Consider the following 22,770-nt stretch of genomic DNA (forward strand, 5'->3'; position numbering starts at 1 on the left):
ATCAGATCTCCATGAACTTAAAAGACGGCACGTACTGCAGTTCGGAGGTGTGCTCTCCATCCAGCAGGCGCCATATCGGATCGGCCTGGAACTCCAGGAACAGCACGGTGCGCGGGGCGCCGCGCACGATGAGCTGGAACGTGGCGCCAGGCATGCCCTGCCAGGCCCTGAGCTGGTCGCACAACGCCCGTGAAATCCATGCCTGGGAGTCGCGGCCGTCCAGCGTGATCGGCCGCCCGGCCTGGCGCAGGCCGACGTGCACATGCAGCGCGCCGCTGGTGCTGTAGCGCGTCTCTGTGACGGCAGGACTCCATGCGTACTCATCTGTCCAGATGAGGCGGTCGGACAGATCCAGCGTGGTGCCGGCGCGGGTGATCGTGATCATTGCGCCACTCCCTTCGCCTGTGCCAGCTTGCGCATGAGGTCGACCTCAGTGTCTGCACTCTGCTTGCTGGTGTGGCTCGTCGTGCCCTTCAGGAAGCCCCAGGGCTCGACACCGTTGATCGTGATGTTGTTGATGTACGTATCGCCCCCCTGGCCGGGGGCTGGTGCTGGACCAGGTGCAGGTGCAGGTGCCGGGCCGGGCGCGGGCGTAGAGGGCTTGCCTTTTGCCTGCTCCAGCATGTAGGCCGCTTCATGCTTGCCGCTGTCGTCGTACTTGTAGTACTCGGCCATTTTGCCCAATGCTGATGCGAGCGTGCTGTTCCTGCCGCCCCACCGGATTTGCACGTCCGAGGCCTCGTAGGGCACGTCACCGTTTGCGTCCAGGAACTGCTTCGACAGCTCGACAGCGACCGCTTCATCAAGTCCTGCCTGCTTGAGGTAGTCGATGATCATCGCGCGCGTCCATTGGAACTGCGTCTGACTGTTGCCTTTGGCGTCCGAGGTGAAACCGTCTTTGTTGCGGTATCCCGAGCCGATGCGCTGCACGCCTTCGCCCAGTTCCTCTGGCTTGTCGCCTTCGCCGGGCCGACCATACTTTTCTTTGACGCGCTGCTGGTAGGCCGCCAGGGCGGCGTCCGCTTCCTTGACAGCCGATGCAACGCCCTTCCAGTCCCCTGCCATGGAGCCGCCCGCACGCCGGCTCGCATCCGCAGCGCTGCCGATGTTGTCGCGCACCTTGAGGATGTTTTTGCCGGCCTGATCGGTCTCCAGGTTGAAGCCGCGGATGGCGGCCTCGCTGCGCACCCACGTTGGCGCAATGCCGTTGTTTGCGGCGATGGCGGCGTCAGCGGCACGCTTGAACGACTCGCTGAGTTCCCGAGCGCTGGCTTGCCCGCTGGCCGTGATTGCCGTGTACGCCTCTTTCGCAGTCTTGGCTGTATCCCGCAGTTGCGCGTCTGATGTGACACCGAGCAAGCGCATGGCCTCGGTCACGGATTGGATGCCCGGAAGCGCGCCTTCGAGCTCGATCCGCAGCGCTTTGGCTTTCTCTTTCGCCTGGTCCAGCAGACCATCGGCGAGCTTCTCGCCCAACTCACGCCGCAGCGTCTTCACTCGGCTTGTCAGCGCATCCAGCTCGGCTTGATTCTTGGCTCCGTCGATCATCTTCGACAGTGCTTGAGACACGACCACTGCGGTATCTATGCCTGCTGCTTTGAGGTCTGGCAATTGACGAATGAGCACGGCGAGGTCGCTCTGCGCATTCACGAAACCCTGGCTCATCTTCCCGAATGACGTGGGCACATCAATGCCGAGGTTTTTCGCCGCCTGCTCGGCTATCAGCATGAGCCCGGTTCGCGTAGCGCGCTGGAAGCTATCAACCTTCGCTTGCAGCGCATCGATCTCAGCCCTTGGCTTTTTTGAGTCGATGGCATCCCTCAGAGCCAACTTTGCGGCGTCCATCGCTGCGATGAACTCGGCCCGAAATTTCACGAGCTCGGGTCCGCTCAGCTTCTCGATCGCAGCTGGCAGTTGCTTGCGAAGCTGCTGTTCAAGGTCCACGCCGCGCAGCTTTGCAGCGGTCAGGTCTTCAACGATGTCCTTGATGGGGCTCGCGGCGGCCGGCTTCGTGTTGATCGCCGCTGCAACGCCAGCAAGTGCGGCGCGTGCATCCTCTGCGGCTTTTGCTACCTGGCCAATGCCGGCGGCCCCAGCTGCGGCCCCACCTGCGATGGCTTGGCCCGCTGCGCTACCAGCGCCGCCCAGACGCGCGAGGCTGTCCGCTCCGCTGGTGGCTGCAGCTGACACGGCGCCGGGCGCCGTCTCCGCGTCCTTCCACATGTCGGCCAGGATGGCGTCCATCTCCCGGCCGCGCTGCAGATAGCGGTCGAAAGCTGCGTCGACGGTGTCGCTCGTAAATACGGCAGCGGCGGCTTCTTTGAGCAGCACCAGGTCATTGACCAGCGCCTGGGCAAATCCGGCAAGGCCGACGCCAAACTTGCGCGCGAGCTCGAAGTTGTCACGCAGCATCGTGCCGATCTGCCAGCCAACTTCAAGGCCCGTCACGGCCAGCGCAATGTTGATCGTCTTTGGGATCTTGGAGAGTTCCAGCGACATCAGCGATGCAGCCTTGCCCGTTGCTGCCATCTCCAAAGCGAATGCACGCAGGGCCTGGACGCCCTGAATCGCCAGCGCGGCGGTCAGCGTTGCGCCGGCGCGCGCCGCGACCTCGGCCAGCGTGTCAAGGTTGTTAGCCAGGCCGTCGATGGCACGGGCCGCGATCGAACTCTCGGCGGCACCTCCCGTCAGGCGGCCGATGAACAGCGTCCACTGCGTTTCCAGGTTTGTGAGCGCGCGGCCGACAGTCAGGGGCAGAGTGCCGAATTCTTGGGCCACGGCAGCAGATTGCCCCTGCAGCGCTTTGACAACCTTGGCCGATGTGAGCTGGCCTTGTTCAGCCAGGCCGCGCAGCGCTCCGACAGGCACATTGAGCCCATCGGCCAAAGCCTTCGCAAGTCGGGGGGACTGCTCCATGATCGAATTGAATTCGTCGCCCCGCAGGACGCCGGACTGCAGCGCCTGCACAAGTTGCGTAACCGACGCCTCACTCGCCTGCGCCGATGCACCGCCAACCTGGATGGCCTGGTTGATCGTCTTGGTGACCGCCAGCGCCTGGTTGTTTGTAATGCCAAGCTCTTTTGCGCTCGCTGCCAAGCGTCCATAGAGCTGGGCTGTAGCGTTCAGATTTGTGTTGGTGTCGAGGGCGACTTTGCCGATGCTTTGCACGGCAGCAGACAGATCGGCATTGGCTCCCACGGCCAGGCGTACCCGCGCTTCCAGGTTCTTGTAGTCGTCGGCGACGGCCTGGACGCCTTTTGCATAGCCCACCACGCGGTCCACCGCGAAGGCCCCAGCGATGGCGCCAGCAATCTGGGTCAAAGAACCCTTGTAGCGCTCAGTGCTCTGTGCGGCACTATCTGTAGCCCTTGCCGTGGCCCCGTGAGCGGTAGCCAGGTCGCGGGCACGGGCTGATGCCTGGTCAGCGGCGGCGGCCTCGACCCGCAACGCGCGAGCATGGTTGTCGGCCGCCTCCAGTTCCTTGGTTTGCGCAGCCGTGAGCGGGCCGATTGCCGACAACTGCGCTCTGCGGGCATCGGTAACGAGCTGGACGGCTTGGGCTTCCGCGCGCTTGGAGCCGGCGACCAGCGCCAGTTGCTCGGACTCAATCTGGCGCAGGCGGTTTTGAGCCTGCACAGCGGTGGACTCATCGCCGCGTGCGGTAGCACTGCGAGCAATTGCTTGCTGCTCATCGCGTGCCAGGTCCAGGTGGCGCCGCTGTAGCTCGATCTCCGATTGAGCTGCCTGTAGACCTGCCCGAATTGCCTGTGACTTGGACTCAGCGGCCCTGGCAACATCCTCAAGCTCCGCGCTCAGTGCAGCACTCTCCTGTGCAGCCTTCCCTTCGGACTGAGACAGTTGTCCCAGCCCAGTGCCCGCTTGGCTCGCCGATGCACCCAGCTTGTCCATGGAGGCGCCTGCCTGCGTGCCGGCGCTCGTCAAGTCCGCCGCGCTGCCCTCGACCTTGGCAAGGTCCTGTGCGAGCTCGCCCACGCCGTCGCGCTTGATGCTGACTTGGAATTCGAGCTTGTTGTCGTTGGACATGGGGAAAGGCGAACAAGAAAAAGAAGATGGGCCGCACACCGCCTATGCAGCGGCGGCGGCCCGGGTGCCGGACGGTGGTGATCAGCCCATGCGGGTGCGGTAGTAGCGGCTGACGCCGTCCCCCGATTTCGTCGGGTCCATGAGCACGGTCCCCTCGACGTCGAGCGCGTTGAAGCCCTTGCCGATGAGGGTCAGGGCTTTGGTGATGCCCTGGCTGGCGCGGTAGATGTCCACGACCTGCGGATTGCCACTGTCGGCCTCGTTCAAGCCGCCGAACACCAGGTTCAGCTCCACGGCCTTGGTTGTCAGGGCCTCGATCGCCGCATAGGCCCCATAGCTGTAGTCCACCCAGAGCTTGTCCGAGTCGGCGATGCCCGGCGCATCTGCGAGCAGGAAGATGCCCTCGGGCCGGACTTCGTAGTTGCCAGCCATGGGCACGGGGGTCGCACTGGCCGCATCGGTGCCTTTCTTGACCTCCACGGCCGTGGGGCTGATGTGAGCGATCGGCAGCAGGCCGCCGCGCGTGGCGATGTAGGGCGCGGCCTGCACCGTGCCGGCGCCGATCGCTTCCACAGTGCCGAAGACGCTGCGAGCCATGTTGACGACGTTCAGGTCCGCCAGCTTGGCCTTGAGCTTCACTTCCTTTACCCGGCGCACTTCGGCGTGCGTGCCGCCGCCCAGGCGCGTCATGTCTTCCTGGGTCTGCACATCCTCGGAATGCTCCAGGGCCAGCTCCAGGACGTTGCCGATCGGCAGCGGCAGTCCGGCGGAGCCATAGACGCGTGCATAGACCTGCCCCACGGTCATGGACGGTTTGTAGATTTGCTTTGTGACTTCGAGTGCCATGTCAGGCTCCTTTGAGATATTCGGCGCTTTGGAAAACCGACTCCACCAGGAAGGCGAGCGGCAAGTAGAGATAGCCGGCCTGGCTGTAGCCCGAGCCGGGCGAAGGTGCCAGGCGCATCGGCCCTGCGACGTTCGGAGGTCGAAACCCCATCACGGCGGCTCCTGCTCGGGCCGACAGTTCGCCGGCTTCGACGCGCGCATCGGCGCCGGACTTGAGCCCGCGCACATTGCGCACGGCAGACACGATCAGCCATTCGTGATCGAGGCGAGAAACTCGCCCGTCAATCCGCGTCTCCAGTACCCGAAAGCCGTTCCAGATCACATGCACGGCAGGGACCGGCTGCGACTCTTCTTTCGTTGCGGCCAGATCTGCGCCGGTCAAGACGTGCACGCCAGGCAGGAGCGACTTGATGCGCGCGACGATATGAGGCTCGGGCTCCAGGAAGTTGTTGGGGTGCACCTTGGCGGCTGCGGTTGTCGTAGCCATCAATACGCTCCCCAATCGAAGGCGCTGGCTGGCGCCCGCGTGACCATGCGGCCGGGCGGCTGCGCGACGTCGGCATCGCCACCGCCCAGGCTGACCGTACCCTTCGACAACCCGGCCAGGTAGTCATCCGCCCAGGCCGACCCACGGCGCAGATCCTCGGGCACCGAGGTGCCGTAGAGGCGCTTGAGCGCGATCGCTGCCACCGCCGCAGGCAGGCTGCTGCCCTGGACCAGGTCCGGGGACAGCGGCATGCGGACGCGGTAGCGAGGGAACAGGTAGGTGTCGGCATGCCTGCTGGCGCGCTCCAGCGCATCCTGCAGTCGGGCCAGCGCGGCCGTTGCGGCCGCCACGGCATCAGGCGTCCACTCGCTGGTGTCGCCGCCTGCGGCCACGATCTGCAGCAGCGCGCCGTCGAGCACCTGCTCGGGCGCGGCGCGCTGCGCCAGCTCGGTCCAGCCCCCTGTGGCGGCACTGACCAGGTCGGCGATGGATGCATAGGCGGCCATGGCGATCAGCGCAGGATGCGGATGATTTCGCCAGCTGCCGTGGCAGCGTCGCGGGTACGGCCGGCCGCCACGCCTGCGGCCAGCGTGATGGCGCGGCCCTGGGCGTCGGACTGGACCTGCACGCCACGGGCGATGGCGGCACCTGCTTCGACCAGCAGCGAGCCGTGGGTGTTGACGCCTGCCTGCTCGCCTGCCGAGTAGTCGGCATTGGCCGTGCCCAGCGTGGCCTCGCCATCGCCGGCCTGGCCGCCCTGGAAGTTCACCAGGCGCTGGCGCTTGAGGGCTGTTGTGGCCTTTTCGCTGGTGGCCATGAGGATCTGTTCGGTTTGCATGGGCGTCATTCCTTCGTGTCAGGGGAGGCGAGCGTGACCAAGCCACCCAGGCGGAATGCATCGCTCTCGGTGAGCTCGATGCGCTCGCCGAGGCCGAAGTACTCGCCGTTGTGCCGGATTGGGACGGAACCCACGATGTAGGCCCTCATGGAATCACCACCCTGTACCTGGTCGGGCTGCAGCTGGGCGAGCTGGTCGGAAGCTCCAGCCGGCAGGAGCTGGGCGTTGTCGCCGGAGCCGGCAGCATTGCCGGCCGAACCGGCGCCGGTCTCTGCTGCGGTGACTTGACCAGTGCCTGCAACGCTGTCGGCAGTGCTCTGGCCGTTTTGCTGCAGTTGCCCGGTGGTATCGGTCGTGTCCTTGGCCACATCGGTGGCGGATGTCACTGCGGCTGCCGGCCTTTGGGGTGGATTGCTTTTGGCCATGGTCATGCCGCTCCCGTCACGAGGTAGCCAGCTTCAGCGCCCAGCATGTAGGGGCGGAAGATGTCGGTGTTGCGGATGATTTCCAGCTTGCCGTCTTCGGTGCGGGTGTCGACCACCGGGTTGCCGCGCTTGCGCAGCGTGTAGCCGTAGCTGGGCTCGTAGGCCGAGCGCACGGGGGCATCGCCGGCAGCAGCCGGTGCGGCCGTGGGCACGTAGGCCATGACCAGAGTGCCGCCCCACAGGTCGATCACGGTGCCGCTGTCGGTGGCGTAGATGCCCTTGCCCACCACGATGTTCTCGATCTCGAAGATCTCGCGCAGGTCAGCCAGTTGCACCAGGCGGGAGCGTTGGTCGCTCAGGATCGCCTTGAGCTTGGGATGGCGCTTGAGCGCGCGCCAGGTCTTGTAGCCGAGCACCATGGTGTTCGGTTCCTTGACGATCTTGTTGCGGACAGCAGCTTTGCCGTCATCCACGACCCCCTCGGGGTCGCTGTCGGGGTCTGTGAACACGCTGGAGCCCGACAGCGCGATCTTGTTGCCCACCGGGTAGTTGTTGGGGTTCTGCGTCATGCTGGCCACCATGGCTTCGTGGCGCAGGCGGATGCCTTCCACGACGCGATTGGTCGCGTGGGCCTGCAGCGGGAACGCAGCTTCGGCGTCTTCGCGGTAGTCGATCGGATACTCCAGATCGTGCTCGTCCAGCGCGATGTCAATGCCGTCGACGTCCTCGGGGCTGATCCGGTTGGACTTGGCGCGCAATGCACGCTCGGTCGCGTAGATGCGGAATGCATCCTTACCGAATGTTGGAATCTTGCCGCCCTCTTTGTCCAGCGTCACGAAGGGCAGCAACTGCTCGCCCACGAAAGCGGCATTGCTGTAGCCCAAGGCCAGCGCGCTGAGGACCGGGTCCACCACGCGCAGTTTGCTCAAACGTCCCATGTGTTTCTCCTTGAGGTATGGGGGTGGATTACTTTTGGCGCATCACTGCGTGCGCAGCCGTCGCATAGGACACGCTGTGCTTCTTGGCGTAGGCGCGGATGCGCTGGTCCTGCTGCACGCGCTCAGGGTCAGCGCCTTCGGCGAACTCCACCGGGGTGCTGGCCGTGCCGGCTGCCTCAGCCGCAGCTGCACGATCGCGGGTGGCGGTCTCCGAGAACTCAACCTGTGCGGGTAGGGCCTGCAGGAGCTCGCGGAACAGCACATGCAGCGGCTTCTTGGCATCGCCTTCACCGAACTCGACATCGGGCGTGGCCTGCAGCTGGGCGCCGATGGCGGCGACCTGGTCCTTCATGGCGGAAGGGATGCGCGCCTGGCCCACCAGCGCCTCGGCGAAAGCCACGTTGTCCTGGCGGATGGCTTCGACCTGGCGCTCGTGTTCGCGCTGTTGCGCGTCCTGGACCTGCCGCTGCAGCGCGGCGTTTTGTTCGCGCAGCTGCGCGGCTTCTTGTTCATTCAAAGCAGACTCCTTGGGTGGATGAGAGGGACGGGGAAGCGCGGAGGTTTCTGCGAACGCCACCGCATTGCCTTGCGTGCGCAGGTCCTGGTTGGCATTGATTTCGAGGGAGCTGACCTGGTAGCTGGGCAGCACCTTGTCTGCCTCCTCCAGGCCGAACTTGGAGACGATCCAGTCGCGCAGACCGCGCCACAGGTTGGCGGAGGTCATGGCATCCCATTCACCAAATGCGATGCCCTCCTGAAAGCACACACAGCCGTCGTCGTCGCCATCAGCGAACTCGGGGGCATCCAGGCCCTTCACTGCGGGCGGCTGTGCACCCAGAAAGCCGATGTGGCGCAGGTACCAGACACCGGGGACGGGGTTGTTGGCGTCGTCGGGCCGGTAGAACTTTGACGAGACGGTGCCGTAGCGGCCAGCGCGGACCGCTTCGGCGAACTCGGGGTCTACTTTTTCAGGGACTGCGTAGAGGCCGCGCTCGCCCACGGTCAGCCCAGCGGCCCAACCCTGCGCTGGGTCGTCCGTCTTGGGGTGGCCCACCACGATGGGGGCCTTGGATTTCTTGGGGTCGTAGGCCCGCGCACTGGCCTGCAGATCGGCTTCGCTGAACTCGATCTTTTCGCCGGCCGTGGTGGTCCACTGGCCGGGCTTGAAAATGTGCAGGGGTTTGGGGGTAGCCGTGGTGTGCGTCATGCCCCGAATCTTCGGAGTGCATGCGCGCGGGTGTTAGAAGGGCAGCTTCTAGGGAGCGGCGTCAGGGCGCGGGACGCCGCTGGGCATCAATCCAGCGAGAGGTGGCCCTGGCGGGCCTGGAAGTCCTCGCGCGCCCAATCGCGCAGGATCTGCTTCGCACGGGCCGGCGTGTAGCCGTGGCGTCTGGCAACCTCTGCCAAGTTTGTGCCCGGTGTGCAATCTGCAATCAAGGCGCGGGAGCGAGTGTCGTTGTGGAAGAAGTGCCCGACAGGAATATAGATCGTGTCGCCGCCGATGGCCTCGGCGACGGTCTCTGCCAGGGCCATTGCCAGGCGGGCATGCGAGCGTGCATCTCCAGGGATCTCGCCACCACTGCGCAGCCGTAAGTAGATAGCGGCAGCCATGTCGCGCCAGAGTCCGGGGTACTCGGTGGGCAGCAGCAGCTCCAGATCTTGCGTGTCAGGAGACATCGGCACCTCCTCGCTGTTGCCAGGCCTTGAGCGCTTCGATAACAGTGTCCAGCTGCGCGCTGGTGGCGAAGCGCAGCGCCGAGACGCTGACCGTGCGCTGCACGAATGCATTGAGCGATGCGGCGCTGTTGTCGCGCAGCTTGCCGTCACGGTAAAGCTGGTGCCACAGCGCCCACACCTTGCGCTCCCTCGGCGAGGCGGATTCCTTGGATTGCGCGAACGTGTTGCGGCGGCTGCGCATTGGCTTGGCAACGCCGGCGCGCTCGGCCAGGCCCTGCATGTGGTCGCGCACGGCTTCGCGCTGCGTGGCCGTCATGTCCTTGCTGCTGTTCACGCCCGTCAGATTGCGCAGCAGGGCACGGTAGTCATCGTCGGTCAGCTGCAGCTTGGACTTGAGCGCGTGGATTGCGGCGATGTGGTTGGCGGTCATTGCAGGCTCCAGACTTGGGCGAGTGCATCGGTGGGGCGGACTATTGGCGGCAGCGGCTGCTTGGTGCGATTGCCTGTCGGGCGATAGCGGCTCTTGTAGCAAGCCCTGCAGCAAAAGCACAACCCATCTCGCTTGGCGAGATCCGGGTAGAAGAACTCCGTATCTGCCGGCCAGCTCTCGTCGCACAGCGGGCAGTGTTTTTCGGCATCAGATGGCATGTTGAAATTTCCGGCGATCTGAGCGGGGGAGCGCCCTGACAGCGGCATCCCCCTGGATTTTTGGTTTGGAACGATTTGGAAGGCCTCTGCGGCCGTCGCAGGCCTAAAACGGAGCGCTATCGGGATCGGCATCCGCAGGTGCTTGGCCTGGCCCGGTCATCGCACCGCCTTTTTGCAGCGATGCCGGCAGGCCCAAGCCCAACCCGGTACGCCCCTCGCCGTCCAGCGCTTCGACCAGGTCGGGGATCAGCCGGGACAGCTCGCCCGTCGTGATCGCAACATCGGCATCAAAGCCGCCATCGTCCTGGGACTGGCCCTCGGTCACCGCATCCAGCAGAGTGATCTTGCGAACCTGCAGCTGCTCGGTCAGCACGAAGCTCACGCGGCCATCCCAGGTAAGCGCCAGGCGGGTGGGCAGCTTGCCGTGCTCGATGTGCTGGCGAACCTCTGCGATGTCCAGCGGGTGCCGGCCGTAGCGCACCACGGCCTTGGACTCGTCAGCGGCCTTGAGCTCGCATTCACGGTCAATCGAAAAGCCGGCCGGGCTTTCCTGCGTGGTCAGCCATTGCGCCATGGCGGCCTGGGCGCTGGTCTGCGTGTCCAGCAAAGCCAACGCAAAGCCGGTCAGGCCCTCGACCAGCGCGCTGACCACTTCGTCGGCGCGCGCCTGGCTGCCGGTGTCCAGTACCAGGATGCGGGCCTTGGGGTCCAACCAGACCCACATGGCGCCCTGCTTGGTGAAGGCCATGGGCAGCAGGTCCAGCTTGGCCTCGTCCTTGAGCTCCTTCTTTTCCTTCTTGCCGGGCTTACGACCTTCGGTGGCCTCGATGTGGGCAGCCTTTTCGTTGACGCGGCGGTTGAGCACGCTGGCCGGCAGCACCTTGGCCTCTGTCATGAAGCGCATGACCCACTGCTCGGCCACGGACTCGGCCAGCAGGCCGTGCTCCTCGCCGCGCGGCGGCACCCAGCCCGCGCTGCGCTCCTGCGTGGCGCCGCACGCGGCAAACGGGCTCTTGGCCAGGGCGGCTTCGAGCGCCTGCAGGTCGGGCATCCCCGGCTCGGAGATGCGATAGATGATGGCGTTTTTGATCATTGGACCCCCGTGGAGAACACAACGCCATGGCGCGATTTCAGACGACTACGCCACTCCAGCCACTGCTGCAGGGCCTGCAGGCCCGCAGCCTGGTCGGGTGCCTCAGGCACACCAGGCACCAGCAACTGGTTGGCGCCAGTGCCTTTGCCGTGGCGGGCAGCGACGGATATGGCGCCCTCCAGTGCGTACTTGGGACCTCGCGCAATCTCGATGGCCTCCGCGCTTGGCAGTGCGTCGCCGATCTCGATCAGTCCCGAGGCCCAGCACCAAGCCACTTGGGGCGTGCAGTCGTAGTAGCTCTTGCCGCCGCAGCGCGGGCAGACCGAGGTGGAGAGGAAAGCATCTTTGCCGTGCGGCTTGTTTGGCCTCTGCCACAGCTGGTGCGAGTTGCGGCAGCGGGTGCATTTCACGATGGCGGTATCTTCCGTCATTGATGGACCTCCTCAAGCTCCATCTCGTCGTAGCCGCACATGTCCACCGACGCCTCAATGATCAAAATTCCCAGGTCTTTGCATTCGGGCCAGCCCTCGTCGTCTTCCGACAAGACAGAGCGAGTCCAGAAGTCGTCGCCAGACAGGTTGCCGACCTCGGCACCACCGATGCCCATCATGTAGACAATTGCCTTGTGGCCGAACATACGCACGACGGTGCGCACCACGTCGCCACCCTCTTGTCCTAACCGCCAGTCGGCATCACTCCAGAACTGATTAATCTCGGTGGCCAGGGCCGGAGTCAGGATGTCGAGATCTACCAGGAGCGTCACCTGGGCGTACTCGTCCCAGGTGGATTTCACAGTGAAGGTCTTCTTGTTCATACAGCCGCCAGATCCAGAGTGATCGGGTCGTAGCCGCCCGACGTGTTGCGCTTGTAAAAGCGGATATAGGGCTTGGTGCTGGCCACCTGGATGCTGTCCGAGATCGCCTGCATCGCCTGCAACCAGTCCTCGTCCTTGATGTCCAGGCGGCGCAAGCCCAGCACGCGGTCTGTGTTGATCTTGCCGGCCTTGTCGACCTGGAACGCATCGTTGATGAGCACCTTGATGTTGTCGTTCGCGCCCTCGGCCCAGCGCGTGACGCACTGATCAATCAAGGCCTTGGCTGCCTGCAGCTGCTCGCTGAAAACGATCTGATCCTGCATTTGGCGCAGGATCTTGTACTCGCCGTCAAAACTGGTCAGCGTGACGTTGCCCTTGTCGCCACCGCTCTTGACGCCGTACTGCTCCAGACTTGCCGTGACAAGAGCGGCCACGTCTTGCATGGCCTGCAGCTTGAACTTCGCCAGGCCGCGCATCTGGGCTTCGGCCATGCCACAAAGATCGCGCACGCACTGGTCGCGCAGCTTGTCGATGGGCTTGATCTTGGACTCGGGGACCAGGTTGCCACGGGCGTCTTGCCAGTAGCCAGCGGGAATTGTTGATGTGGTCATGATGGTTGGGTTACTTCTTGAGAATTCGAGGCAACTTTTTGCCGCCGAGCTTTGTGATCTGGACTTCGAACTCAATCGGGCAGTTGCCGGTCCTGTCGAGGACAAACCGTTCGACAGTGGCATTGCTCTTGAGGGTCAACAGCAGCTCCTTGGCGAAGTCGGCAAAGAACATGAACGAGTCGGCGTTCTTCGGGGTGACGGGCGTGACTTTGGGCATTGCAGCTACCAGTTGAATCAGCAACGGACACCCCGGCTGGGGCAGTCCAGGAACGCCAGCGCACCAGCACGGGCCGTGCCCATTCGGGGAATGGCAGAAAGGACCATGGGGCCGGGTGTGAACCTCTCAACGGCCGTAGGCGGAGGTGCGGGCTCCAGCGCCGGCTTGGCAGGAGCGGCCGGGGCGCCATCCTGTGCCGGGGAGCGCGCCACTTTGCTCGGGCGCGCATCCAGCTCCGGGAACAGGCCACGCACACACGGCTTGATGGCGTACAGGGCCGGCAGGCCCTGGGCCTCCTCGATCTGCACCCAGCCATTGGCGCGCAGGTTGGAAAGCCGCTTGGCCAGGCCACCAGGCGTGTCGGTGGGCACGACCTCGGTCAGCTTCTGGCGGGTCTGCGGGCCGAACTTACGCAGGTACACCACGATGGCAGCGCTCTCGGCGCTCATGTTGGTCTTCCGTGCCATGGTCATGTTCCTTTCCTGCCGCTGATAGCGGCCATCCTTAGACGCAGGTGTTCGGGGATCGGTGCGGCCTTGCGGTCGCGTTCTTGAAGCGCTGCCAGCGCTGGGTCCTGGGCGTTCGCCAGTCGGGCCAGGTCCATCGGCGCCGCAGCGTTGGGACGAACTGCGTGGCGCAGGTCCTGATCGCGTTGCTGCTCGGCCTTCTCACCAACCTTGTCGGCCATGCCAGCGAGCACGGCGTACAGATAGCCGTGGCCCTTGAGCGGCAGCTCCAGCCGGCCAGCCTCGCGCTGGGCGAGCAACTGGTCAATGGCCGCAGCCCAGACGGTCAGCGGCACTGACCAATCGCGGCCCTTGTGCGCGACGGCCTGGCGCTCCAAGTCGGGCAGCAGCTGCAGGATCAGCTTGATCTTCTTGGCCGAGGTCAGGCGCTGCTTGGCAGGCGTGTGCAGTCCGATGTACTGCAGCACGCGGGCGCCCAAGGGCACGCTGACCGCCACCAGGCGGGCGAGCGCCTGGCGGTCCTCTTCACTGGCGAACGCAGTAGCGAGGTCGAACTCGCTGCCGCATGCAGGGCATGAGAGATCGGTCATAGCGGCCAGCTCCCCGGGTACTCAAGGAAGCCCCACGCCAGGGCAACGGCGGCGCCGCTGCCGAAGATGCAAAACGCGATGAGCAGCCACAAGGCGATGCGCTCGGCCCGGCCCATGCCGCAGCTGTAGCGCTCCATTTCGATATAGGTGCGCTGGCGCATTACAGGGCCTCCTTGCACAGATTGATGACCTTGACAGGCTTGACGGTCACCAGGGCTGCACCGGGCCAGGTCTGGAGTGCGTATTCCGTGGCGGCTTGCACATGGGCGAAGTCGCCGATGTGCACGATGGGACGCTGGCCCCGGCAGATGGTGATGGAGAGGGAAAACGTCATGTCAGCACCCCGCAATGACCTGGGCATCGACCTTGGGAAAGCCCACAACCGCTGCAGCGTTGAGGGCGCGGCAGACCAGGTTGTTGACCACCAGGGGGTAGCACATGCTCACGGCATCGCTGGCCCTGCCGCCGCGCGGCATGCTGATCAGGCGGGCGCGGATGGCGTCCAGCGCATCGGCCTCGAAGAGGTCGGCCAGGCGTGCGCCAGCGCGATCCAGCTTGTGCGTGAGGTAGCCCTCCAGGTCGTTGTCCAGCGGCTCCATGACGATCTGCTCGCAGCGCTGGACGATCTCGCGCACTTCGGGGTTCTGCTCGGACAGCAGCAGCTGCAGCTCGGGCTGGCCGACCAGGCACACGCCCAGCAGGCGGCGCAGGCCGTCCTTCAGCTCCATGAAGTTCTTCAGGTGCTTGAGCGTGGGCAGGGGCATGCGGTGGGCCTCCTCGATCATGAGCAGGTGCGAGTAGCCGGCTGCGCGGCTGGCCTTCAGCAGTTCATGCACCTGCCGGTAGCGGGCATCCGGGCTGCTCTTGAGCTGGATGTTGGGCGCCAGGGTGCGCGCAATGCTCTCGGCAATCTGGCCGGCCTTCATGGGCTTGCCGCGCGTGTCGTTGGGCTCCATCGCCAGCACGTAGGGCTTGATGACGATGATGGGCTTGCGCTCCTCGCGGATGCGCTCCTCCAGGTCCTCGCGCAGCGTGGACTTGCCCGAGCCTGACTCACCCACGACGGCGATGAAGCCGTGATTGGTGGCGGCGTCCATCAGCGCGGCGCGCACGTAGCGGCCGTGCTGGCTGGCGAAGACGTCGTCGCGCGACTGGATGTCATCGACGAACGGGCTGCGCATCAGCTTGAAATGCCGCTTGGCCGCCGTGGTCAATGTCTCGTTGCGTAGTAGCATGCTTTCCTCCTTGGGTTCTGCCTGGTCGGCATTCGGGCTCTCGGGGACGGCCTCGCCGAGGTGCAACTCGGCGGGGCCAACTTCTTTGGTAGGTGCGGCCAGGACCGGCAGCACCAGGTTACGCAGATGGGCCATGGACACGCCACGGCCCCTGAGGTAGTCCAGGGCGCGCTTGCGCACCTCGCCGGCCCGGCGCGCGGGCAGCAGGCCGTGCTTGACCAGGCGGCAGGCAGCGGCAGCCGACAGGCCCACGGCGCGCGCGAGGTCGCTCTGGGTGATTTCGTGGGCCTCCAGCACGGGCTGCAGGGGAGGCATGACGGCGACGGCGGTATAGACGTGCATCACTGGCCTCCTGCGACGACGCGCAGTCCGGTGCGGACCTTGAGCCGTGCTTCAAGGGCGACGACCTGGTCGTCTGGTACGCCCTCAGGGTGCAGGTGCTTGATCGTGGCCAGGAGCTCGGGCGACATCTGCATGCCCCGAGCCACCAGGACTTTGGCGACCTCGAAGTGCGTGAGCAGCTCGGGCGCGGCCTGGGCGACACGGGTAGCGGGCTCCAGCTCGGTGCCACGGCGCGGCAGCATGGTCGCGGCCGGCAGCTCCTCATGGTGCTTGTAGGGGTCGTGCTTGCCGCCGAAGGGCAGCGCCTTGGCCTTGCGCGCCGCCGCTGCTGCCTCGTCGGTGTCCGTGCCCGTTGCCAGGCGCTCCACGGCCTTACGGTTGGTGAGTGCCACGGTATCGGGCAGCGCCTTGTGTTCGCGCCCGATGTGGGCAGCACCCTCCCGGAACCCGTGCAGGCCTTCCTTGACCTGGGGCACCGGGATCAGCAGCTCCTGCCCATCCGCGCCGTGCTGGACCACATAGGCCACAGCGGCATCGAATGGGTTGTAGGTGATCTCGGTGCGCTCGCCGATCATCACGCCCGGCACATCGCGCAGGTCCCACTCGCGGCCGGCAAAGCGCACTGTCAGGTTCGGCTGAACCTTAGGGGTCTCTGGTGCGTGCGTCAGGAGCTGGCGTGCCAGCGCAGCGTCCACCAGCCGCAGCTGCGCCTGGGTGATCTCCATCCACTTTGCCCAGCGCGCCATACCGTGGCGGCGGTGGATGCGCGTGCTGTTGTACCAGCGCATCCACTGCGTGGCCTTTTCGTTGATCCATGCGATATCGGGCACATGGGCGAACTTGAAGCCGCTCTCGAAAGAGGTCTCGATGATGTTGTGCGCGTTCTCTACCTGGCCCTTGGCGCGCGGGTTGCCCGCCTCGTTCACGATCAGCTTGACCTGCAGGCGGCGCAGCAGGTTGCGGAAGGCGCCGCCAGCACCGCTGCCCGGGTCCACCATCAGGTGGAAGGGCACGCCGTACATCTGCTGGTCCGGTCGTTGGGCGATGGCAGCCAGCAGCAGCTCGGCCATGTTCGCCATGGACTCGCCGCCCTCCAGGTAGAGCACGAAGATGCTGCCGCTGGTGTGGTCGGTGATGGCGCCGCGCAGCAGGCGCTGACGCTTGATCTTCTCGAAGTTCTCGGGCTTGTTCTTGTAGAACTCGCTGGGCGCCATGTCCTGGACACCGCTTTGGCCCTGACCCGGCACGTAGTACAGGGTGCTGATCGAGAAGTCCAACTGCCAGACGTCGTTCGGGTGGTCGCTGGCGAGCTGTTGCACGGGCTCTGGGCGGCGCAGTTGCTCGGGATGCAGGGCGTACTCGCGCAGCGCGCGTGCGCAGGCGCTTTCCGACAGCTGGCGGGTTTCTCCAGTTTCTGGGTCCACCACGCTGGCGAACAGCGGGTTTTCGGCGCGCAGCTGCTGCAGCGACAGGCGCATCGCCTGGATGCTCTTGTCGTTGGCGCGGTAGCCTTCCATCATCTGCGCCGACAGGCGCTGCGCGTCAGCAAGGCCCAGGCTCATCTTGCCGGCATCGGTGCGGCGCTTGCGTTCGGGTTTCACGGAGACCTCCTTGAGGCGGCGCATGAGCGTGGCGCGGGACAGGCCCAGGAGCTGGCAGGCCGATGCATAGACGGCTTCCTTGCCGCCATGGCCTGCCGCCTGGGCACGGGCGTGCACCTCCAGCAGTGCTTCAATCAGGGCGGGGCTCATGCTGGTTCAATCAGTTGGGCGCGGTCGATGTGGAGGCGGCGCCTTGGGCCTGGCTCCACTTTTCCCATTCGGGCGTGCTGCCGACTTCGACCAAGTTGAATTCGTCGCGCAGCATGGTCAGCTCCGCGATCAACTGGCCCACCATGCCTGCCATGAACAGGCTTTGGTCCTGGCCGCTCTCATTGAGCTTTTCGAGGGCGCGGCGCAGATTGCCTCGGACCATGCCCATGACCTCGTCTTGGATCTTCCCGGCCTCGGCGTGCAGGCGTTTCGCCTGCTCAGGCTCGGGCAGCAGCTTGATCTGGCGCACCTCTTCGTGCATCTCGGCGTTGACCGCTTCTTGACGCTCTGCGCGGTTCTTCTGCTTCGCCGCCTCGGCGCGTTCCTTGCGCACGGCGGCGCGCAGTTCTTTGACAGACATGCGGGACACGTCGTCCAGTTCGAGTTCGCCGGTCTGGCCCTCGGTGATGAGACCGTCGACCTGGCCGTCGTCCAGGGGGAGGAGTTCCACCATCTTGGAGTAGCCGAGCTTTTCCAAATTTGCCGACGTCGGCAAATTTGCGAAACGCTTGGTAACGCCCATGTAGCGGCTGGCAGCCTGTGGGTTGATGCCGAGCCGCTCCAGCACCGGCGTGAATTCACCGTGCTCGCAACCTTCCTTGAGCAGCAGCAGGTAGCCGCCCAACTCGAAGATGCCCATGCCGATGCGCCGAATAGCATCACGGGCCGAGTTCTCCAGCACGGCCAGGTCGGTGCTGCCTTGGTAGTTCAGATCTAGAGCCAGCGCTACAACGCGCTCGTTCTGCTCCTTGCGTTCTACCGTCAGTGCACCTTGCTGCTGGCGCATCAGCTGCATGTCGGCAGCGAATCGCTCTTGGTCGACCGCTGCTTCATTGGTCGGTATATGCGACGACGTCGGCGCATTTGCTGTGTCCTTCGCAGAAATCTTCTTCTCGATGTCAGTGGTTTGTGGGCGTGCCATGGTGTTCAGTCGGGGTTGCGGGTGTATCGGTTGCGGGCTTCCTCGACGCGGCGAGAGGCGGCGTCAATGGCGTTGAAGACCTTGATGGTTTGCTGCGGCAAGCGGGGCGAAAGACGCCAGTGGCCAGTGGCTTCGTTGCGCTCGGCCAATCCTGCAGAGCGCAGGTTGTCCAGATCCTTGGTGATGGTGCTCGCGGGCTGCCGGAGCAGGTCGGCCAACTTGCTGGGTGGGTAGCCGTGAACGACATCGCCAAACAACGCCAGGGTCAACTGCAAGATGCGCTGCTGTGCGGCATTGGTGTAGTCGGTGGCACGGGTCATGCTGCCGCCCTCGCGCGCTGGGCCTCAATCTGTGCCCGGCTGCGACGAAGCACCACTTGGTTTGGCCAGATTGCTTCGACAGGCTTGCCGATGATCTGAGCAATGCGCGACTGAATGCGCCGGCTCTTGATATGCCCGCTGATCGTCTGGGACACCGATGAAGCTGCGACCCCCAGCTCGTCGCACAGCATGGCGGGCGTGGTCCCCGCCATACGCATCGAAGCTTTGATCTCTTCGGGATGCATTGCTTTGCTATCCTTTACCTAAGAAGTTAGGGAAATGAGCGCCGCAAATTTCTGCGGTGCTCTCTTAGGCATCATTATGGTCAACTTAAGTTGACCTCGCAAGGGGATCTCCGTGGAAAAAGTCGGTGAACGGCTGGTTGAGGAACGAAAGCGACTGGCTAAGACTGTTGCTGGCATGGCGGAGGAGTGCAGCGTCTCGAAGCAGGCACAGATCAATTTCGAAAAAGGTAGGCAACTCCCTGGTGGTGCTTACTTGATTGCGGCAGCCGCTCTTGGCGTAGACATCGCTTACGTTCTCACGGGTCAACCGAACAGCTCTGTCCGCCGAACACCGGGGCCTCCTGCCACCCAAAAGCAAGTTTTTCAGGGGGGCGTATCGCAAGTGGTGCAAGTTGCAGGGAACCTCGACCAACATGGCCTGCGCTTTTCAGTAGAAAAGGGAAAGAAATAGTGCAGCAACAGTACTTTGCAGGAACAGTGGCTCAGGTGGTGCAGGCAGGGAATCTTCACCAGTACGCCAGCGCCGTAGTTGCACCCGAGTCACAGCTGCAAGCAGAATTCGCTCAGCGGACAGGAATCTGGTGTCCAAAACCAGCTCGCAACTGGTTGGAGCAGTTGATGGAGCAGCACCATTTCACAGCGCATGAACTGGGCATCTGCTGGAAAGGCGGGTCCATAGGATGGAATGCTGAAGAGAACACGCAACGAATCAGCACTTCTTGGACGGCCGCAGTACTAGCTTACGGACTGGTCGCTGTTTTGACGATTTACTACGCAGCAATAGGCATAGCCCTTATTGCAACCGATAAAACGGGAAATCCCTGGGCGATGGCTGCACTTTTGGGGTTTGGGATGGTCTATCTGGGTGTGTGCTGGATGGCGTCACGATTCATCTTGCTTCCCAGACGGATCGCGCTTAGGGTGAAAAAAACAGCGGTCGGAGCTGACTTGCACGCAGAGCAGTTTTCCGCGAGGAAGTACGATCAAGTGATCGCAAAAAATGAAGGGAGACACCAATGCAACGCAAATGCATGAAGTGCGGACACGTCAACGAAACATCTACAGGCCATGAGTTGGAGGACTGCCCGCAATGTGGCGCCATTTACAGCCGGGTGGAGGAGGCCATCGCAAGTGGGCAGTTTCGCCCGGTAGCGCCACGGCCCCCCATCGCGCCAGAACCCGTTTACCCCCCAGCTGTTCCAGTCGTGGCTGCTTCTCCTGCCGTTGGGCAGACCTCTGGCAGGTCCGAGTCGGTGGACGTCCACAATTTCGCCGAATTGCTGCGCAGCAAGTCCCTGTACCCCACATTCCGCAGTCTGGTGAAGCTGTTCTACTGGATTTGGATGCTGCTGGCAGCCGTCACAGCTATTGGTACGTTGATCGCTCTTGTGATGGGGACTGGCATCACGCGCTATGGAGGCGCCATCGGCGGGGCTTTTATGACGCTTTTTTTCGTGCTGGTTGCGCGAATTACTACCGAAGTCTCGCTCATGATGGCTGATTTAAGCGATGCTGCAGTTCGACTAGCTGCTACTCAGGGCGCGGATCAAGTTCGCTAACACTTTTCTCATCACCACTTATTTTTATCCAAGGGAGCTTGAAATGACCGACAAAAAGCAACCACCCCCCCCGCCGCCGCCCCCCCCACCGCCACCTCCCCCTCCGCAGGTAAGGCGCGAATACTCTGACGGCGGAGGCGGATCGGTCTACTTCACGCCCCCCCCTCCGGCGCCTCCACGTCCAAAGTAGACAGCTGTCAAAAGCAAGCCATGAACACCCAAGCTACTGCCGTTGAAAGCGATGAGCGCGCAGATGCCCTATGGAGCCAGCGTTGCGCGACGCTGCGGAATGCATGGGTGCAAGTGCGCTACCACCGCCGTCGTCAACGCTTCTTCGATTTGATTGATAAAGGCACGAAGGGCATTACCTTGATACTGGGCGCCTCGCTGTTCGGCAAGCATCTGGCAACGCTGAACTGGGTCGCTACCGGCATATCCGCGTTGGGGTTGATGGCCCTTGTTTTCGGCTACGGCGATCGCAAGCAGACGCACAAGGAGTTGGCCGAACAAGCGGGTAAGTTGGCTGCAGACATTGAGCAGCTTCCTGCATTTGAGCTATCTCCAAAGCAAACGGCCGCATGGACTGCGGAGTACGTCCGTCTATGCGCCAAGGCGCCGCCGCCACTAAAGACTTTGAGCCTGATTTGCGAACGTGAACAATCCACCGCAGACGGATATCCAGAGCATGTACCGCAAGCGCCCTGGCTGAGGCGCGTGCTTGCGGACTTCAAAAGCTAAGCCTTCTATAGTCTGTTTCAACGCACTTTCTTATAGATTGCATAAATAGCGCCCTTCACGCGCGCGCGGCATTCTGCCGTGCATGAATACCTCATTCCAGCTTTATGTAGGCCTACCCGGCGCGCGGAGGCTCTATGGCAATTGACGGCCGTCTTGGCATCCTGGCCGTCGTGCTCTCGGCCTCTGGTCTTGTCTACATAGCCCAGCGCGAGGGCTACAGCGATGTCGCATATCCCGACCCTGTGCATGGTGCGAAGGTGCCCACGGTGGGCTTTGGCACCACCGTGGGAGTCAAGGCTGGCGACAAGACCACACCCGTGCGCGCGCTGATTCGACTGCGCGCAGATGCCGCTGAAAAAGAGATTGCGCTACGCCGCTGCTTCGGCGATGTGCGGCTGTATCCGCGCGAGTGGGATGCCTTCGTGGGCCTGGCGCACAACGCGGGCGCCACCTCGGTCTGCATGAACAACGAGCGCACCGGCCCCAGCGCCATCGTGCGGCGCCTGCAAGCCAGTGATCACAAGGGCGCCTGCGAGGCGATCCTGCTTTATGACCGTGCAGGCCCGGTCAGCAAGCCGCAGGACCGCTGCAGCCATCCCGACAACCGCACATGCAGGGGCGTCTGGACTGACCGCCAGCGCCTGCGTGCCATGTGCCTCGGGGAGCCCATGCCATGAGCGCGCGTATCTGGATTACTGCCGTCCTGGTGCTGGCCGCCGTGCTGGGCCTGCGCGCCTGGAATGCACACCTTGTCGCCCTCGGCGATGCGCAGGGAGATCAGCGTGTCAAAGGCCAATGGGTGGCCGCCGACCTGAAGCGTGAGCAGGCCCAGGCCAAAGCCGAAGCCAAGGCGGCATTGGAGCACGCGCTGCAGGAGCGCCAGGCGCGCGAGCAGGAGCAAGCCAAGCAACGTGAAACCGAAAGGATTGCCCGTGAACAAGCCAACCGCGAGGCCACGCTTCGCAATGCTGTGTCTGCCGCCGATGCTCGCAATCGCAGCTTGCACACCACTATCGCCCAGCTCAACGCAGACGCTGCAGCTCGCCTGTCCAGCAGCGCCGCAAATGCCTGCACCGCCGCCGACGTTGATGCAGCCACCACCGCCCGCAACGCACTCGGACAGTGCAGCAGCCGATACACAGCGGTGGCAGCAGTCGCTGATGGGCTCGCCATCCAAGTGAGAGGCCTGCAGGACTTCGTGGGCGTCCTGCAGGACACCAGCACAACAACGCAGCGAGGCACCGATGGTTTTTGAGTTGACGCTGGGAAACGTGATCACGGTGCTGGCCCTCTTCGTTGCCGCCTTGTGGGCGCTGATGAAGGTGATCAGCGGGCAGCAGGAACGGCGCCTTGCGGAGCGGTTCGATGCCCTGGGAAAGACCATGGAGTCGATGCTTTCCGCGCAAAGGGACACGGACAAGGCGACCCAGCAACTGGAGCGGGAGTTCCGCAAGCACCAGGCCGATGTCGCACGCGACTATGTGCTCCGGGAGGACTTCGTGAGGCACATAGGAATCATCGAAGCGCGCATCGACAACTTCGCGCTGCGCATGGAGCGCTACCTGGAACAGATTCTGAAAGGAGGGAATAAGTGAGCATCGACCTGGCAAAAATCCGTCGAGAGGAGATCCGCTGGCATCTTCTGTCCGCCGTCAACCTGAGCCGGCCTGCCGGCATCTACACCGAGCCGCTGCTCGCCATCATCCGCGCCGTTTATCCAGACGCCACGCACCAGGAGGTGCGCGTCAATCTGGACTATCTGGAAGCCCGCGAGATGGTCTGCATCGCCAAGGACCCGATGGACCGCTGGAGCGTGGACCTGACACGCACCGGCATCGATTTTGTCGAGTACACGATCGACGCCCAGCCCGGCATCGCTCGGCCCAAGATCACGCAGGTTTGA

At 63.9% G+C, this 22,770-nt stretch carries 34 protein-coding genes; 8 read left to right on the forward strand and 26 right to left on the reverse strand.

Going from position 1 to position 22,770, the window contains the following annotated elements:
- Position 1: 1 nt before the first annotated feature.
- The 26 genes from PO605_RS23915 to PO605_RS24040 form a co-directional block, all read right to left on the reverse strand.
- Positions 2–385 (reverse strand): hypothetical protein, encoded by a 384-nt coding sequence (locus PO605_RS23915; protein ID WP_272206957.1) that lies wholly within the window; start codon positions 383–385, stop codon positions 2–4.
- Complete coding sequence (locus PO605_RS23920) at positions 382–4,044, reverse strand: tape measure protein (RefSeq protein WP_272206958.1); 3,663 nt, start codon at positions 4,042–4,044, stop codon at positions 382–384. Before PO605_RS23920 ends, PO605_RS23915 begins: the two co-directional genes overlap by 4 nt.
- A gap of 81 nt (positions 4,045–4,125) precedes the next feature.
- Complete coding sequence (locus PO605_RS23925) at positions 4,126–4,890, reverse strand: hypothetical protein (RefSeq protein ID WP_272206959.1); 765 nt, start codon at positions 4,888–4,890, stop codon at positions 4,126–4,128.
- Position 4,891: 1 nt separating this feature from the next.
- Positions 4,892–5,377: a phage tail terminator protein gene (locus tag PO605_RS23930; protein ID WP_272206960.1), complete on the reverse strand. Its 486-nt coding sequence runs from the start codon at positions 5,375–5,377 to the stop codon at positions 4,892–4,894.
- Positions 5,377–5,883, reverse strand: coding sequence for a phage protein Gp36 family protein (locus tag PO605_RS23935; protein ID WP_272206961.1), 507 nt, complete (start codon positions 5,881–5,883; stop codon positions 5,377–5,379). Before PO605_RS23935 ends, PO605_RS23930 begins: the two co-directional genes overlap by 1 nt.
- Before the next feature lie 5 nt (positions 5,884–5,888).
- Entirely contained in the window at positions 5,889–6,215 is a 327-nt protein-coding gene (locus PO605_RS23940; RefSeq protein WP_272206962.1) for a DUF2190 family protein, read from the reverse strand.
- Positions 6,216–6,220: 5 nt separating this feature from the next.
- A complete protein-coding gene (locus PO605_RS23945; RefSeq protein ID WP_272206963.1) occupies positions 6,221–6,646 on the reverse strand; it encodes a hypothetical protein in 426 nt (141 codons plus the stop codon).
- The gene (locus PO605_RS23950; RefSeq protein ID WP_272206964.1) at positions 6,643–7,578 is read right to left on the reverse strand and encodes a major capsid protein; all 936 of its coding nucleotides are present in this window, start codon (positions 7,576–7,578) and stop codon (positions 6,643–6,645) included. Before PO605_RS23950 ends, PO605_RS23945 begins: the two co-directional genes overlap by 4 nt.
- 28 nt (positions 7,579–7,606) lie before the next feature.
- The gene (locus tag PO605_RS23955) at positions 7,607–8,785 is read right to left on the reverse strand and encodes a peptidase (protein ID WP_272206965.1); all 1,179 of its coding nucleotides are present in this window, start codon (positions 8,783–8,785) and stop codon (positions 7,607–7,609) included.
- 86 nt (positions 8,786–8,871) lie between these two features.
- Entirely contained in the window at positions 8,872–9,255 is a 384-nt protein-coding gene (locus PO605_RS23960; protein WP_016445051.1) for a Mor transcription activator family protein, read from the reverse strand.
- Positions 9,245–9,685 (reverse strand): regulatory protein GemA, encoded by a 441-nt coding sequence (locus tag PO605_RS23965; protein WP_272206966.1) that lies wholly within the window; start codon positions 9,683–9,685, stop codon positions 9,245–9,247. Before PO605_RS23965 ends, PO605_RS23960 begins: the two co-directional genes overlap by 11 nt.
- A complete protein-coding gene (locus tag PO605_RS23970) occupies positions 9,682–9,903 on the reverse strand; it encodes a hypothetical protein (protein WP_272206967.1) in 222 nt (73 codons plus the stop codon). Before PO605_RS23970 ends, PO605_RS23965 begins: the two co-directional genes overlap by 4 nt.
- Positions 9,904–10,006: 103 nt before the next feature.
- Positions 10,007–10,996, reverse strand: a complete 990-nt coding sequence (locus PO605_RS23975) for a recombination-associated protein RdgC (protein ID WP_272206968.1) — start codon at positions 10,994–10,996, stop codon at positions 10,007–10,009.
- Complete coding sequence (locus PO605_RS23980; protein ID WP_272206969.1) at positions 10,993–11,427, reverse strand: hypothetical protein; 435 nt, start codon at positions 11,425–11,427, stop codon at positions 10,993–10,995. Before PO605_RS23980 ends, PO605_RS23975 begins: the two co-directional genes overlap by 4 nt.
- Entirely contained in the window at positions 11,424–11,810 is a 387-nt protein-coding gene (locus PO605_RS23985) for a DUF2528 family protein (RefSeq protein ID WP_272206970.1), read from the reverse strand. Before PO605_RS23985 ends, PO605_RS23980 begins: the two co-directional genes overlap by 4 nt.
- Complete coding sequence (locus tag PO605_RS23990; protein WP_272206971.1) at positions 11,807–12,421, reverse strand: DUF3164 family protein; 615 nt, start codon at positions 12,419–12,421, stop codon at positions 11,807–11,809. Before PO605_RS23990 ends, PO605_RS23985 begins: the two co-directional genes overlap by 4 nt.
- Positions 12,422–12,431: 10 nt before the next feature.
- Positions 12,432–12,638, reverse strand: coding sequence for a hypothetical protein (locus PO605_RS23995; RefSeq protein ID WP_272206972.1), 207 nt, complete (start codon positions 12,636–12,638; stop codon positions 12,432–12,434).
- A gap of 17 nt (positions 12,639–12,655) precedes the next feature.
- Positions 12,656–13,111: a hypothetical protein gene (locus tag PO605_RS24000; protein WP_272206973.1), complete on the reverse strand. Its 456-nt coding sequence runs from the start codon at positions 13,109–13,111 to the stop codon at positions 12,656–12,658.
- Positions 13,108–13,695: a hypothetical protein gene (locus PO605_RS24005; RefSeq protein WP_272206974.1), complete on the reverse strand. Its 588-nt coding sequence runs from the start codon at positions 13,693–13,695 to the stop codon at positions 13,108–13,110. The genes PO605_RS24000 and PO605_RS24005 overlap by 4 nt, the downstream gene beginning before the upstream one ends.
- Entirely contained in the window at positions 13,692–13,856 is a 165-nt protein-coding gene (locus PO605_RS24010; protein ID WP_016445060.1) for a hypothetical protein, read from the reverse strand. The genes PO605_RS24005 and PO605_RS24010 overlap by 4 nt, the downstream gene beginning before the upstream one ends.
- Positions 13,856–14,029 carry a hypothetical protein gene (locus PO605_RS24015; RefSeq protein WP_016445061.1) on the reverse strand — a complete coding sequence of 58 codons (174 nt, stop codon included), beginning with the start codon at positions 14,027–14,029 and terminating at the stop codon, positions 13,856–13,858. Before PO605_RS24015 ends, PO605_RS24010 begins: the two co-directional genes overlap by 1 nt.
- Before the next feature lies 1 nt (position 14,030).
- On the reverse strand, positions 14,031–15,272 hold the full coding sequence (locus PO605_RS24020) for an ExeA family protein (RefSeq protein WP_272206975.1): 1,242 nt from the start codon (positions 15,270–15,272) through the stop codon (positions 14,031–14,033).
- A complete protein-coding gene (locus PO605_RS24025) occupies positions 15,272–17,023 on the reverse strand; it encodes a transposase (RefSeq protein WP_272206976.1) in 1,752 nt (583 codons plus the stop codon). The genes PO605_RS24020 and PO605_RS24025 overlap by 1 nt, the downstream gene beginning before the upstream one ends.
- Before the next feature lie 10 nt (positions 17,024–17,033).
- Entirely contained in the window at positions 17,034–18,005 is a 972-nt protein-coding gene (locus PO605_RS24030; protein WP_272206977.1) for a hypothetical protein, read from the reverse strand.
- Positions 18,006–18,010: 5 nt separating this feature from the next.
- Entirely contained in the window at positions 18,011–18,325 is a 315-nt protein-coding gene (locus PO605_RS24035) for an IclR family transcriptional regulator (RefSeq protein ID WP_043793003.1), read from the reverse strand.
- Positions 18,322–18,570 carry a helix-turn-helix domain-containing protein gene (locus PO605_RS24040; protein ID WP_052014146.1) on the reverse strand — a complete coding sequence of 83 codons (249 nt, stop codon included), beginning with the start codon at positions 18,568–18,570 and terminating at the stop codon, positions 18,322–18,324. The genes PO605_RS24035 and PO605_RS24040 overlap by 4 nt, the downstream gene beginning before the upstream one ends.
- A gap of 112 nt (positions 18,571–18,682) precedes the next feature.
- On the opposite strand from PO605_RS24040, the gene PO605_RS24045 reads away from it, so the two are divergent.
- The 8 genes from PO605_RS24045 (at position 18,683) to PO605_RS24080 (ending at position 22,770) form a co-directional block, all read left to right on the forward strand.
- Positions 18,683–19,021: a helix-turn-helix domain-containing protein gene (locus PO605_RS24045; protein WP_158530159.1), complete on the forward strand. Its 339-nt coding sequence runs from the start codon at positions 18,683–18,685 to the stop codon at positions 19,019–19,021.
- Positions 19,021–19,605 carry a hypothetical protein gene (locus tag PO605_RS24050; RefSeq protein ID WP_272206978.1) on the forward strand — a complete coding sequence of 195 codons (585 nt, stop codon included), beginning with the start codon at positions 19,021–19,023 and terminating at the stop codon, positions 19,603–19,605. The genes PO605_RS24045 and PO605_RS24050 overlap by 1 nt, the downstream gene beginning before the upstream one ends.
- A 170-nt stretch (positions 19,606–19,775) precedes the next feature.
- Positions 19,776–20,129 carry a DUF4282 domain-containing protein gene (locus tag PO605_RS24055; protein WP_272206979.1) on the forward strand — a complete coding sequence of 118 codons (354 nt, stop codon included), beginning with the start codon at positions 19,776–19,778 and terminating at the stop codon, positions 20,127–20,129.
- Positions 20,130–20,339: 210 nt separating this feature from the next.
- Positions 20,340–20,867 (forward strand): hypothetical protein, encoded by a 528-nt coding sequence (locus PO605_RS24060; RefSeq protein ID WP_272206980.1) that lies wholly within the window; start codon positions 20,340–20,342, stop codon positions 20,865–20,867.
- Between the two features lie 134 nt (positions 20,868–21,001).
- Positions 21,002–21,544 carry a lysozyme gene (locus PO605_RS24065; protein ID WP_272206981.1) on the forward strand — a complete coding sequence of 181 codons (543 nt, stop codon included), beginning with the start codon at positions 21,002–21,004 and terminating at the stop codon, positions 21,542–21,544.
- Entirely contained in the window at positions 21,541–22,122 is a 582-nt protein-coding gene (locus PO605_RS24070; RefSeq protein WP_272206982.1) for a DUF2514 domain-containing protein, read from the forward strand. The genes PO605_RS24065 and PO605_RS24070 overlap by 4 nt, the downstream gene beginning before the upstream one ends.
- Positions 22,112–22,462 (forward strand): hypothetical protein, encoded by a 351-nt coding sequence (locus PO605_RS24075; RefSeq protein WP_016445069.1) that lies wholly within the window; start codon positions 22,112–22,114, stop codon positions 22,460–22,462. The genes PO605_RS24070 and PO605_RS24075 overlap by 11 nt, the downstream gene beginning before the upstream one ends.
- Complete coding sequence (locus tag PO605_RS24080) at positions 22,459–22,770, forward strand: hypothetical protein (RefSeq protein ID WP_272206983.1); 312 nt, start codon at positions 22,459–22,461, stop codon at positions 22,768–22,770. The genes PO605_RS24075 and PO605_RS24080 overlap by 4 nt, the downstream gene beginning before the upstream one ends.

Source organism: Delftia sp. DT-2 (assembly GCF_028401915.1).
Classification (GTDB): Bacteria; Pseudomonadota; Gammaproteobacteria; order Burkholderiales; family Burkholderiaceae_C; genus Comamonas; species Comamonas tsuruhatensis.

Coding starts and splice junctions, on each gene's coding strand:
- PO605_RS23915 (WP_272206957.1), bottom strand. CDS start 385: ATGATCACGATCACCCGCGCCGGCACCACGCTGGATCTGTCCGACCGC.
- PO605_RS23920 (WP_272206958.1), bottom strand. CDS start 4,044: ATGTCCAACGACAACAAGCTCGAATTCCAAGTCAGCATCAAGCGCGAC.
- PO605_RS23925 (WP_272206959.1), bottom strand. CDS start 4,890: ATGGCACTCGAAGTCACAAAGCAAATCTACAAACCGTCCATGACCGTG.
- PO605_RS23930 (WP_272206960.1), bottom strand. CDS start 5,377: ATGGCTACGACAACCGCAGCCGCCAAGGTGCACCCCAACAACTTCCTG.
- PO605_RS23935 (WP_272206961.1), bottom strand. CDS start 5,883: ATGGCCGCCTATGCATCCATCGCCGACCTGGTCAGTGCCGCCACAGGG.
- PO605_RS23940 (WP_272206962.1), bottom strand. CDS start 6,215: ATGCAAACCGAACAGATCCTCATGGCCACCAGCGAAAAGGCCACAACA.
- PO605_RS23945 (WP_272206963.1), bottom strand. CDS start 6,646: ATGACCATGGCCAAAAGCAATCCACCCCAAAGGCCGGCAGCCGCAGTG.
- PO605_RS23950 (WP_272206964.1), bottom strand. CDS start 7,578: ATGGGACGTTTGAGCAAACTGCGCGTGGTGGACCCGGTCCTCAGCGCG.
- PO605_RS23955 (WP_272206965.1), bottom strand. CDS start 8,785: ATGACGCACACCACGGCTACCCCCAAACCCCTGCACATTTTCAAGCCC.
- PO605_RS23960 (WP_016445051.1), bottom strand. CDS start 9,255: ATGTCTCCTGACACGCAAGATCTGGAGCTGCTGCTGCCCACCGAGTAC.
- PO605_RS23965 (WP_272206966.1), bottom strand. CDS start 9,685: ATGACCGCCAACCACATCGCCGCAATCCACGCGCTCAAGTCCAAGCTG.
- PO605_RS23970 (WP_272206967.1), bottom strand. CDS start 9,903: ATGCCATCTGATGCCGAAAAACACTGCCCGCTGTGCGACGAGAGCTGG.
- PO605_RS23975 (WP_272206968.1), bottom strand. CDS start 10,996: ATGATCAAAAACGCCATCATCTATCGCATCTCCGAGCCGGGGATGCCC.
- PO605_RS23980 (WP_272206969.1), bottom strand. CDS start 11,427: ATGACGGAAGATACCGCCATCGTGAAATGCACCCGCTGCCGCAACTCG.
- PO605_RS23985 (WP_272206970.1), bottom strand. CDS start 11,810: ATGAACAAGAAGACCTTCACTGTGAAATCCACCTGGGACGAGTACGCC.
- PO605_RS23990 (WP_272206971.1), bottom strand. CDS start 12,421: ATGACCACATCAACAATTCCCGCTGGCTACTGGCAAGACGCCCGTGGC.
- PO605_RS23995 (WP_272206972.1), bottom strand. CDS start 12,638: ATGCCCAAAGTCACGCCCGTCACCCCGAAGAACGCCGACTCGTTCATG.
- PO605_RS24000 (WP_272206973.1), bottom strand. CDS start 13,111: ATGACCATGGCACGGAAGACCAACATGAGCGCCGAGAGCGCTGCCATC.
- PO605_RS24005 (WP_272206974.1), bottom strand. CDS start 13,695: ATGACCGATCTCTCATGCCCTGCATGCGGCAGCGAGTTCGACCTCGCT.
- PO605_RS24010 (WP_016445060.1), bottom strand. CDS start 13,856: ATGCGCCAGCGCACCTATATCGAAATGGAGCGCTACAGCTGCGGCATG.
- PO605_RS24015 (WP_016445061.1), bottom strand. CDS start 14,029: ATGACGTTTTCCCTCTCCATCACCATCTGCCGGGGCCAGCGTCCCATC.
- PO605_RS24020 (WP_272206975.1), bottom strand. CDS start 15,272: ATGCACGTCTATACCGCCGTCGCCGTCATGCCTCCCCTGCAGCCCGTG.
- PO605_RS24025 (WP_272206976.1), bottom strand. CDS start 17,023: ATGAGCCCCGCCCTGATTGAAGCACTGCTGGAGGTGCACGCCCGTGCC.
- PO605_RS24030 (WP_272206977.1), bottom strand. CDS start 18,005: ATGGCACGCCCACAAACCACTGACATCGAGAAGAAGATTTCTGCGAAG.
- PO605_RS24035 (WP_043793003.1), bottom strand. CDS start 18,325: ATGACCCGTGCCACCGACTACACCAATGCCGCACAGCAGCGCATCTTG.
- PO605_RS24040 (WP_052014146.1), bottom strand. CDS start 18,570: ATGCATCCCGAAGAGATCAAAGCTTCGATGCGTATGGCGGGGACCACG.
- PO605_RS24060 (WP_272206980.1), top strand. CDS start 20,340: ATGAACACCCAAGCTACTGCCGTTGAAAGCGATGAGCGCGCAGATGCC.
- PO605_RS24065 (WP_272206981.1), top strand. CDS start 21,002: ATGGCAATTGACGGCCGTCTTGGCATCCTGGCCGTCGTGCTCTCGGCC.
- PO605_RS24070 (WP_272206982.1), top strand. CDS start 21,541: ATGAGCGCGCGTATCTGGATTACTGCCGTCCTGGTGCTGGCCGCCGTG.
- PO605_RS24075 (WP_016445069.1), top strand. CDS start 22,112: ATGGTTTTTGAGTTGACGCTGGGAAACGTGATCACGGTGCTGGCCCTC.